Origin of the sequence: Lactiplantibacillus pingfangensis (assembly GCF_005404945.1) — a bacterium.
Taxonomy (GTDB): Bacteria; Bacillota; Bacilli; order Lactobacillales; family Lactobacillaceae; genus Lactiplantibacillus; species Lactiplantibacillus pingfangensis.
In genome coordinates this window covers 114,926-125,301 of sequence record NZ_BJDG01000002.1, presented here as the reverse complement: position 1 = coordinate 125,301, position 10,376 = coordinate 114,926, and the positions used below count along the sequence as shown (strand labels likewise).

Annotated in this window: 10 protein-coding genes and 1 pseudogene; 1 reads left to right on the top strand and 10 read right to left on the bottom strand. The window is 39.1% G+C overall.

Annotated features, from left to right (window positions below; genetic code table 11):
* Positions 1-14: 14 nt before the first annotated feature.
* Genes FFM74_RS00965 through FFM74_RS00955 form a run of 3 tightly spaced genes read right to left on the bottom strand, consistent with a single transcriptional unit; the run spans position 15 to position 2,282 of the window.
* Entirely contained in the window at positions 15-788 is a 774-nt protein-coding gene (locus tag FFM74_RS00965; protein WP_137624786.1) for a tyrosine-protein phosphatase, read from the bottom strand.
* Positions 775-1,497 (bottom strand): CpsD/CapB family tyrosine-protein kinase, encoded by a 723-nt coding sequence (locus FFM74_RS00960; protein WP_137624785.1) that lies wholly within the window; start codon positions 1,495-1,497, stop codon positions 775-777. The genes FFM74_RS00965 and FFM74_RS00960 overlap by 14 nt, the downstream gene beginning before the upstream one ends.
* A gap of 11 nt (positions 1,498-1,508) precedes the next feature.
* Positions 1,509-2,282, bottom strand: a complete 774-nt coding sequence (locus tag FFM74_RS00955; RefSeq protein ID WP_137624784.1) for a YveK family protein — start codon at positions 2,280-2,282, stop codon at positions 1,509-1,511.
* Between the two features lie 422 nt (positions 2,283-2,704).
* Between FFM74_RS00955 and FFM74_RS00950 the strand changes: the two are divergent.
* Positions 2,705-4,027, top strand: a pseudogene (locus FFM74_RS00950) (IS4 family transposase).
* A gap of 178 nt (positions 4,028-4,205) precedes the next feature.
* On the opposite strand, the gene FFM74_RS00945 reads toward FFM74_RS00950, so the two are convergent.
* The 7 genes from FFM74_RS00945 to FFM74_RS00915 all read right to left on the bottom strand — a co-directional run bounded on the left by FFM74_RS00945 (position 4,206) and on the right by FFM74_RS00915 (position 10,305).
* Positions 4,206-5,363, bottom strand: a complete 1,158-nt coding sequence (locus FFM74_RS00945; protein WP_414672065.1) for an IS110 family RNA-guided transposase — start codon at positions 5,361-5,363, stop codon at positions 4,206-4,208.
* 151 nt (positions 5,364-5,514) lie between these two features.
* Positions 5,515-6,252, bottom strand: coding sequence for an IS21-like element helper ATPase IstB (istB, locus tag FFM74_RS00940; protein ID WP_137624782.1), 738 nt, complete (start codon positions 6,250-6,252; stop codon positions 5,515-5,517).
* 9 nt (positions 6,253-6,261) lie between these two features.
* The gene (istA, locus tag FFM74_RS00935; protein WP_137624781.1) at positions 6,262-7,482 is read right to left on the bottom strand and encodes an IS21 family transposase; all 1,221 of its coding nucleotides are present in this window, start codon (positions 7,480-7,482) and stop codon (positions 6,262-6,264) included.
* A 348-nt stretch (positions 7,483-7,830) separates the two neighbouring features.
* The gene (locus FFM74_RS00930) at positions 7,831-8,988 is read right to left on the bottom strand and encodes an acyltransferase (RefSeq protein WP_137624780.1); all 1,158 of its coding nucleotides are present in this window, start codon (positions 8,986-8,988) and stop codon (positions 7,831-7,833) included.
* Positions 8,989-9,292: 304 nt separating this feature from the next.
* Positions 9,293-9,592, bottom strand: a complete 300-nt coding sequence (locus tag FFM74_RS00925) for a DUF1292 domain-containing protein (RefSeq protein WP_137624779.1) — start codon at positions 9,590-9,592, stop codon at positions 9,293-9,295.
* A gap of 12 nt (positions 9,593-9,604) precedes the next feature.
* A complete protein-coding gene (gene ruvX, locus FFM74_RS00920) occupies positions 9,605-10,039 on the bottom strand; it encodes a Holliday junction resolvase RuvX (RefSeq protein ID WP_137624778.1) in 435 nt (144 codons plus the stop codon).
* Positions 10,036-10,305, bottom strand: coding sequence for an IreB family regulatory phosphoprotein (locus FFM74_RS00915; protein ID WP_137624777.1), 270 nt, complete (start codon positions 10,303-10,305; stop codon positions 10,036-10,038). Before FFM74_RS00915 ends, ruvX begins: the two co-directional genes overlap by 4 nt.
* Positions 10,306-10,376: the final 71 nt, after the last annotated feature.

Here is a 10,376-nt window from a genome sequence, read left to right as displayed (position 1 = left end):
GTGTGACACTCCTTTTAAAACAACCCAAACTTCCGCTTCTTGCGTGGTATTTTGATAACTTCCACACTAACATCATCACCATTCAACAAGTCCCGTGCATTTTGTTGAAAGTTTTCTGAATAATTTGACCCCATATCTGTCAAAACCTGGTAGGCTTTCGTCATTGAAAACTCTCGATTTTTCAAAACATGGGCATCTGATGCAACGACTTGCACCAAACCACACTTCACAAACTCCTTCGCCGTCTTTTGAACTTGCTTGCCAAAAGTACCCACTAAACTTGTCGCAGTCACTTGAGCCAACACACCTTGCTTTACCAAATTATATAAGATCTCCGGCTCTGCAATAATCCTGGCGTTACGTTCTGGATGCGCAATTACGGGCGTAATCCCTCTACTATTCAATTGAAAAATGATTTCATCCAAATAGCTGGGAACCATTTCGTGTGGCAACTCCAGCAACAAATATTTGCGACCTTCATCTATCCCCATAAGATCATCTAGATTTGCTATTATTTCTCCATTCAAATGTATCTCTTGCCCAGGAAAGATTTGCAAATCAATCCCTCGCCGATCTAATTCCGCTTGAAAGCTCTCAACAGCTTTTTGTACGCTCAGAGCATGATTCGTATAATGACGATCCATATGATGTGGTGTTGCTAAAATCGTTCCAATACCATCAGCGACTGCCTGCCGCGCCAATTCTATTGATTTGGCTAGCGAAGGTGAGCCGTCATCTAATCTAGGCAAAATATGGCAGTGAATATCAACTAACTTATTTTTCTTCATCACTGTAATACCCATTGTTGTAGCCGTAGTAACCGTTACGTTGTCCATCAGAAACATCGTTCAGTACTGTGCCCAAGATTATTGCGTGTGAACGTTTCAAATCTACGACTGCATCACGTACGGCCGCTTTTTGAGCAACATTCTGACGAACTACCAAGACCGTTCCATCTACTTTATTTGCGAGTAACTGTGAATCTGTAACCGGTAAAATTGGTGGTGCATCTACAATCACCAAGTCTAAAGTACTCGTAGTAGTGGCTAAAAAATCCGACATCATTTTACTGCCTAATAACTCAGCCGGATTAGGTGGTTTCGGGCCACTCGTCATCACAAAGAGATTATCAATCGTGGAATGAATTGCTTTATTGATATCCGTAATTTGATGTCCAAGCCACGAACTTAAGCCACAATCATTTGATAACCCGAAAGTTTTATGAACCGTTGGCCGTCGTAAATCTGCATCAACCAACAATACATTTTTACCCTCTTTGGCATATTCAACTGCCAGGTTGGCAGCCACTGTCGATTTTCCCTCCCCTATTGTCGAAGATGTAATCATTAGTGTTCTTAACGATTGATCAGTGGCTGCGAAATTAATATTCGTACGAATTGTTTTAATCTGCTCAGTGATAACCGAGGTAGGATCAACAATGGTTGTCAAATTAATTGGCGCCGTCATCGTAGTTATTTTTCGCTTGCTATCAAACATAAAATCCCCCCTTACACTCGTTTACGCGTACGGCGTGTTTCATGAGCCGTCTCATCCGACTTCTTATTGACCTTCAACTTCGAAATCTGTTGTGTAATATGCTTGTCATGATGCTGATGATTAATCTGACCCAAATTAGTTAAACCTAAGTCGTCTATTAAAAAATCAGTGTCATGCACACGCCGGTCAGTCATAACTCGTATACTAGCATAGACAAAACCGAGTAATAACCCAGCAACAATCCCAATCAGTAAATTGATAGCTTTTTTTGGCGATACAGGCGTGTTTGCTGGACTTGCCGGAGAAACAATTGTGACGTTGTTGACCTTAATGATCTTCTTGACTTGCGTTTTAAAGCTCTTCGCGACCTGATTAGCAATTTGAGCACTTTGAATGGCATCCGAATCTGTTACATCAATTGAGAAGACTTGCGAATTTTGGGTACTAGAGACGACGACTTCATTTTTTAAGTTTCCTAACGAACGCGTATAGCCATATTGGTCTTTTAGTGTTTTCCGTGCTGGATTCAAGATGACTTGGTTGGTAATTAATTCTTTATAGGTCGTAATCATTTGGACATCCGCTTGCTGATCCGTATACTGTGTAGCGGCGTTCTCACTATGCCGACCAACTAAAATTTGAACACTCGACTTATACTGCGGCGTAATCACAAAAAAAGTTAAAATTCCGGCTACTAGCAATCCGGCTACAGCCCAGGCAATTAGTGCACGCCAATATTTACGAACTAGTCGAATCATAAAATCAAAATTAACTGCTTGGTTCATCTTTCACGCTCCACTCAAAATAATTGAATTCCATAAATAAAATTTATTTATAAAGAAAATCCGGCAAAAATTTACATTAGTAAACAAATTTAAAATGTCACCTTTTAAACTTAAACATTTATGAGGAGAATTGTCAATACATCAGTAAAAACTGTCATCCAAACGACACACAACGGCGCTAAATCAATATTTATAGTGTTTATAATGTATTGTTTGTATTGTTTTAACGAAAAATAGTTTTAATTTAATTATAATAAATAATAAAATTATTATCACTGTGAAGCGCCGAATTAAAATAATCCATTATTACAAATACTTATATAAAACCGATAAATTATAATTGAAGTGCAACATTGATTAATAGCCAAAGGTTGAAAGTTAAAAATGTACAGTAAAGCGTCGAAACCAAAATATACTGACGAGTGTCATGCCCATGTCTACTATACAATACTACCAATATTCATCATTTTTCTAAATTGGTCCACCTTTCCGCCGCGTTACGTCGTTCTAACATCTCAAAATCACGCGGTATTCGTACTGAACTACTTTTCGAATGGCTGCTCACGACTATTTTTAGAGCTAAAAAAACATGCCTTTTCAAAACGAACTGTTCGAAATTGCTTGAATAACGCTCATACTAACTGGCAACGCCTCGTTCAACTTATCGGAATCCAGCTAATTGACTATACCCAACGCTTTTCTGATTCCCGCCGTCGCCAGATTTTAATTATTGATGATTCGCTTTTTAAACGTGAGTTTTCCAAAAAGACTGAATTATTGGCTCGTGTTTTTGATCATGATAAACAATGCTACTTTAAGGGGTTCCGCGCGCTAACCTTAGGTTGGAGCGATGGTAATACCTTCTTACCATTACACTTTGCCCTCATGTCTTCTCGTAACGTTAAAAATCAGCTGGGGCTGTTCAAATCAATGGATCATCGTCATCGTTCTTTATCAGCTCAGCGTCGTTCACAAGCGATGCGTAAAATGAATGATGTGGCACTTGAATTAGTGGATGATGCCATTGCGTCTGGGATTAAAGCTAAATATGTCCTTTTTGATAGCTGGTACGCTTCGCCACGCATGTTTTCAGAACTAGTAAAGCGACATCTTGATGGCGTTGGCATGCTGAAAAAAACTAAAAAAGTGTATTTTCGTTATCGTGGTCGTGAAATGGACGTTAAAACGCTTTACAGTATCCTTCGTCGTAGTAAATGGTCGACTAAGCCCAAATACTTGTACAGTCCGATAGTGACGTTGCCGCCAAGGCAATGCCAATGAAATTGGTTTTTGTGACCAAGCGCGGTCAGACTGATCAATACTTGGTTTTAGCGACCACTAAATTGAGTTTAAGACCAGAAGAAATCATTCAAATGTATGGTCGTCGTTGGCAAATTGAGTGTTACTTCAAAGTCGCTAAACAATATCTTCAATTTGACCAAACACAAATCCAAAGCTTTGACGGGCTTTACGGTCATTTATCCATGATCATGCTAAGTTATGACATTTTGGCTTTATCACAACGTGAGAACATGGATGAACGTACTCTGGATGATTTGTTTTACGATTACGGCCGGCCATTACCAGATATTGAAGTTGCCAAAGCCTTAAATTGGTTGCTAAAAACAATAACTGGTCTAGGTGAACGATTTGAAATGATGGCTGAGGTCCTTGACGCTATTTTCGATGAGTTCAAAAGAGCATTACCAAGCAGCCTGGCTCAGCTGCTTGGTAATGCTCAATAAAACTGAAAATACTAATATTTAATCCCGCATGCCTTCTGTATCAAAGGGTGGGGTCTATTTTTGTACTTGCAACCTTTAGTTTAGATTCTAGAATTTTTATATGAAAACTCCATCAAAAAAAGCGTATACTAAACAACGACTTTAGTAGTCGAAAAAAATTCATTTTATTGTGTTTCATTTAACGTACACTTGTGGCCGCAAGTGTACGTTTTTTTGCTTCTTGGTAGTTTAACAATGCGAAATAGATTTGTCTTAACATACGATGTGCTGTTGCGACCGCCGCCTTCTTAGGCCCTCGCTGCCTACTCTTCTGCCGAAAGAAATTTCCAAGATCACCGTTTTTAGAACGTGAAGCGGCCCAGCTTGCCTGACAAAGAATCCGCTTCAAATAGGCATTGCCATGGTTAATCTTAGAACTGTAGCGTTTTCCTGCACTTTCGTGATTACCAGGACAAAGACCAGCCCACGAAGCTAGATGTCTTTCATCTTCAAAAACCGACATATCTGTGCCAATCTCAGCTAAGATGATGCCGGCCGATTCGCGTTGAATTCCAGTAAAGTTAGTTAATAGCTGCACTTCAGCTTCATATTGTTGAAGTAGAATATCAATTTGTGACTCATAATCGGCAATACTAGCATCAAACGCGTCCATAATAGTTAATATTTCATGAAGCATGAATCGATGATGTCCACGCATGAAGCCATTCATCGCGTCAACAATTTGTGGGACCTTTTTCTTAAGTGTCGTATACACCAATGGTTTTACGATTTCAGGTGTTATCACTTCACCGTTAACTAGCAAATCCAGCATGTTTCTACCTGATTTACCAAAGACATCTTGAATATACGTCGTTAATTTGATCCCACCGCATTGTAGGACTTGATGAATGCGATTTTTTTGTTTATTACGTGATTCAATCAAATGTTTTCGAGCACGTGTCAAGTCACGCAAATCTTGAATCGTCTCGTCGGGAACAAAACTGGCAGGTATCAAGTCTAGACGAAGCAATTTAGCAATCCAACGGGCATCTTTCCTATCAGTTTTATGACCAGGAATCCCCTTAATGCGTTGAGGATTTGCCAGAATAATATTAAACTGATCTGCCAAGACATGCCAGATTGGTTTCCAAAAAACGCCAGTGCTTTCCATCGCAACTATTTGACAACCAAAAGATTTTAACCAGTCGGCCAACTGATTAAGTTGTGATTGTGTCGTACCAAAAGTACGTAGTTCAGCTTTGGGGCGGGTAGAAGTTCTTTTACCATGCAGGATACAGGCAACAACGTTTCCTTGGTGGACATCCAAGCCGGCACAACAATCATACATTACATCCATATCCATGATGAAGCCTCCTTCACAAATATGTAGAAGGATTACCTAACTGAATAAAAGCTGTATTTTTATATTCATGCTCAATGGCAATATTTGTCAAGTGCGGTAATAAAATGTAGATTTATGGCGGTTTAAAAATGTTGGTTTTGGGCAGCTAATTTGTCCCTTTTAGGCGGTATGATTTACCATTAATCTTTACAATATGGGCATGGTGAACCAGCCGGTCAAGAATGGCAGCTGTGACGGTCGGGTTCTGAAAGATTTCTACCCAAGTCGATAAATCACTATTACTAGTGATGATTGTTGAACAATGCTCATATCGCGCATTGATTAACTGAAAAAGCAAATTGGCTTCATTATGATTGATTGGCAAATAACCAATTTCATCAATAATCAAGAGGTCGTATCTGGCATACCGCCGAATACAACGGTCCAACGTGCCTTTATCGTCCGCGGCATTGAGCCGTAAAAGAAGTTCATGACAATTGACGAACAACGTCCGTTTCCCTTGGCGACACGCCTCAATGCCGACACTGATGGCTAAGTGAGTCTTACCGACTCCGGGACTACCAATAAAGACCAAGTTCTCTTTGCTTTCCATGAAGGCTAAGTCTTGAAATCCCATAACTTGTTGTTGATTAATGCTAGGTTGAAAGTCAAAATCAAATGATTTAAGTGACTTTACTTGTGGAAACCGCGCTCGCTTAACGATTCGATTCGTTTTGAGTTGGTCTTGCCAAGTTAGTTCAACTGTCGTCAATTTAAGCATGGCATCGGTGAAGGTGACTTGCTGTTGATTTAGTTCATCAATATACTCTGGCAGATACGCCCGCATTTTATCCAGGCCTAATTCATCTAAATTGGTTAATAGTTCTTGGAATTTGGTGGTCATATGATTACCTCACACTTGGTCATAGTCGGTTAAATGTTCTTCAATATAGGCTTGGATATCTTGGTCAGAACGGTCTTTTAGTAAGTCAGACTTAAGAATTTGAACACGATCTTCTTCATGATAATTAAAAGCTTTTGTCGTAATATCGTGCGCACGAATCGGTTCTCCCATATAATAGATTTGTAAATGCCGCTGGTCATTGGTTAGTACAACGTCAACTGTCCGGCCAATGTATTGCGGATCTACGGAGTATTTGCACTTGCGAAAGTTAACCATCGATTCCTTGGAGACGACACGGGTAATGTCTTCTTCAAAGAAGGGCTCGAGTAGATTAACTGGTAGCTCGCGCAGATACTCTTTTTCTTCGTCTTCAAATTTTTGCTGTGGCACTTGTTCGGTGGCTTGTGAAATCTCGTGATTTAAGTCATAACACAAATCGTCCACGAGATTGATTAATTCAACACCGTCTTGAAATTCGTAATTATACGGTCGTAAACGGGAAGTCGTTCGAGCCAAGGCCTCGACGACACCTTTCGTTTGAGGCCGAAAGACCCGACAAGCGATTGGGTTGAAACCAGCATCTTGGCTGAATTGTTTGAAGCGTTCGTTGAAGACGGCTGTCCCAAAAGCTGATTTCGTATGATCCACGACTTGGCGCATATTATCCACCCATAATTCTTGTGGTACACCGCCGCAATGTTCAAAAGCATCACACAGACATTCGAACAAGGTATCTTGACTAGGATCAAAAATCAACGTGAGGTATTTAAGCTTCGAATATGGCAATACATACACAAAAATGTTGAAGTGAAATGGCTTACCATCGATATTATAAAGGGTCATATCTTCTTTCCAATCAATCTGCGCCGATAACCCCGGTGTGTGATTGACGCGAATCGTGGCTTTTCTGACACGTTTCTGGCGAATGCTGGCACAGTATTCACGCACGATGGTGTATTTACCTTCAAAGCCCTTTTTGACGATGAATTTGTAAATGGCCTGCGCGGAACAATTCAACTCGAGTTTATCTTGAATAATTGCCCGATATGGATCTAACTTGCTGGGGCGTTTCTTGCGTGTGGCCGGTTTTATGGTGGTGTCTTTAGCTTCTTCAAAAGCACGTTTGGCAGTTCGGTAGTCAACACCATATTGGCGGGCTAAAGCGGCGTAATTTGGTTTAATATCTTGATTCACGTAAATTTCAACTCCTTGACGAATATCATGTCTCACATTGAGGACCTCCTAGATTCCAATGAGATTCATGATATCAAAAAATGTAGGAAAACCGACAATTTTAAATCGCCATTTTCCTACATTTTATCGCCGCTCTTACATATTTCGGGGTACTCGCAAGTTAGGCGGATCAGTTTGTCCCTCGGCAAAAAAAGTACCAATAAAACGACGACCACTAATCCTTCAATGATAGTTTGTCATCAAAGGTTAGTGATCGTCGTTTTCATTTTTCGGGGTGTGCGGCAGCACATGCATGTCTGTCCCAGACCCCTATTGTTCTTTATTAACTTTCAATCTTTAATTTATACAATCATCCGCATACACAATCTTATACCTAAGTATAGACTAACGTCTGCGAACTAAGACATTCTCTAGTTGAGTTTTTACATAAGCACTAATAATAAAACTACAAAACAAAGAAACACTTACTCCAAATATTATCATATATCCTTCAAACAAATTTTTCTCCTGAACAAACCTAAAAGCAGAACGCAATACTATATTAAAAAACTCGGGATTTGCATCAATTAAGTAAACCGAAAAAGTTAGTGGTGTAAATTTCTTCAAAAAAGTTTTAATACGCGTACTTTTCACATTCATTCTTTCGAATACCAAAAATAACGCGATAGATTGTACAACCACCATTGGTGAATTGTAATTAAACCAAATATATAGATGACCCACATGTTTAATTGAAACATACTCACCCAGTAATGAAACTAATGCCATCAGTAGGAATATTCCAATTAACAATAAATTGGAAATTTTACTCAGATTGCGCGTTGTTGTATGGATATATGCTCCAGTTAAATACATTATTAATAACCATTGCGTAGAATAACCACCCATTAAGAAAAATTTATTTAACATGCCTACAGTTACAGAAAACAACAGTAATAATATTACTATTCTTTCACAGCTCTGCTGTGTTAGTTTTTTGTATCCTTCATTGATAAATGGTATCAACAAGCATAATCCCACATACGCATTAAAGTACCAATAACGACCTGTAAAGAAAGGAAAAAATGCTTTGGCTATATTAATTAAGTTCCAATTTCTGGTCCACTCCATAATAATCAAGGTTGGAACGACTGACCAAAATATTACATTTTTCCATAAGTCAATTACGTGTTGGACCTTTATTTTTTTGTTGATAAGTAAGTATCCAGAAGCCAATGCAAACATATTTACACCAACAATTGCAATATTTTCTAAAAACCAGTAAGACAAATTGTTAATATTGGTACTTTTCACCGAAAGTACTCCACCATTCAAAAGATTGTGTATAACAACTATCATGAACATTGCTAACCACTTTGCCAAATCAATCCCGTAATTTCTTTTCATTTCTCCTCCTTGAAAGACTAAATAAACACAACTTTTAATTTTTACCGTAATGTTCAAAAATGTCAAGAATAAATAATACATATGGTTATGAATCACCCGTAAAGTGCGTGATATGCTCCAGAGCCATGAGCCAGATTTCCTTGTCACTTTTGCCACCGTTTTAAACAGTATTTGTCTTACTTTGACTCATAAAGGAATCCTCATATTCCCACACGATTATTTTATTGCCCCCGGATCATATTTTTCTTGATCTCAAATATATTTCCCGATGTTCGCCTCGACATCTATATTCCAAAAATAATCGGAAACGCTTAGACGTAACCATTTTGCCAAACATCTGCATAGCAGGTGTTTTCTTGTTTCATACGTTTTAATATGCTCAACCTGATCTCAGGACGACAAAAAAACTCCCAGATATTTTTTATCTGAGCGCTTCATTTAGTCTATTCAGTTAACGGGCTTATTGCATCCCACTATCATCTGCCAAGAAAGTATTCAGCACTTCCTCGACCATGTCCCATTCTTCATCGGATTCGATTGGCTTCAAATCACCATTGTCTTCATCTTCAGGATTGAAAATGTAAGCTTGAATGTCGACTTCTTCATCTTCTGAAGCATCGGCCGGATACAATAAAATGTATGAATGACCGAAGTCTTTTGAATCAAATGTGAATAAGATATTGAATAAAGTTTCATTACCATCGTCATCAACTAAGGTAATTTTTTCTTCATCTTGTGGCGTATTTTGATTTTGGCTCATGCTAATTCCTCGCTATCCTTGGGTGAGTTTACCATGACGGTCTAAGTAGTTTTGCAAGATTAAACTTGCCGCTAACTTATCAATCACTTTTTTACGTTTCTTGCGTGACGTATTGGCTTCTTCAACTAGCATCCGTTCGGCCTCAACCGTCGTCAACCGTTCATCTTCAAAGTCAACTGGTAAATGGAAACGTTCTGTTAATAGGTCGCCATAATGTTGCGCAGCTTCGGCCCGTGGTCCCAGCGTATTGTTCATATTCTTTGGCAATCCGAGGACAAAGCCACCAATCTCATGTTCTTTCACGAGTTCAGCGACACGATCCAAGCCAAAGACTTCCTCATCTTCATTGATGCGAATAATCTCAACACCTTGGGCAGTCCAACCAAAAGCATCACTAGTGGCCACACCAACCGTTCTGGAACCAACATCTAACCCCATTAACTTCATGCATTAACATCCTTATCTGCCTTCAAGTAGGACTTGACAAGCTCCTCGATAATTTCATCGCGTTGGTGCTTGCGAATTAAGTTACGCGCATCCTTTAAACGCGGGATATACGCTGGATCTCCTGACAGCAAATAACCGACAATCTGATTGATTGGGTTATAATCCTTTTCTTGTAACGCTTCATAAACCGTCGTTAATGTGTCATGAACATCCTTGTTACCTTCATTATCGAAGTTGAAATACATTGTTTTATCTAACGAACTCATATAAAGCACCTCCCGCTAGTTTCCGCTTCTTGTCTATTTTACTAAATGCTTATATGAAGTACAATCAATCG

Bases quoted from the DNA above. Each gene is read 5' to 3' on its own strand.
- FFM74_RS00965 (WP_137624786.1), bottom strand. From the start codon at position 788: ATGAAGAAAAATAAGTTAGTTGATATTCACTGCCATATTTTGCCTAGA.
- FFM74_RS00960 (WP_137624785.1), bottom strand. From the start codon at position 1,497: ATGTTTGATAGCAAGCGAAAAATAACTACGATGACGGCGCCAATTAAT.
- FFM74_RS00955 (WP_137624784.1), bottom strand. From the start codon at position 2,282: ATGAACCAAGCAGTTAATTTTGATTTTATGATTCGACTAGTTCGTAAA.
- FFM74_RS00945 (WP_414672065.1), bottom strand. From the start codon at position 5,363: ATGGATGTAATGTATGATTGTTGTGCCGGCTTGGATGTCCACCAAGGA.
- istB (WP_137624782.1), bottom strand. From the start codon at position 6,252: ATGACCACCAAATTCCAAGAACTATTAACCAATTTAGATGAATTAGGC.
- FFM74_RS00925 (WP_137624779.1), bottom strand. From the start codon at position 9,592: ATGAGCCAAAATCAAAATACGCCACAAGATGAAGAAAAAATTACCTTA.
- ruvX (WP_137624778.1), bottom strand. From the start codon at position 10,039: ATGAAGTTAATGGGGTTAGATGTTGGTTCCAGAACGGTTGGTGTGGCC.
- FFM74_RS00915 (WP_137624777.1), bottom strand. From the start codon at position 10,305: ATGAGTTCGTTAGATAAAACAATGTATTTCAACTTCGATAATGAAGGT.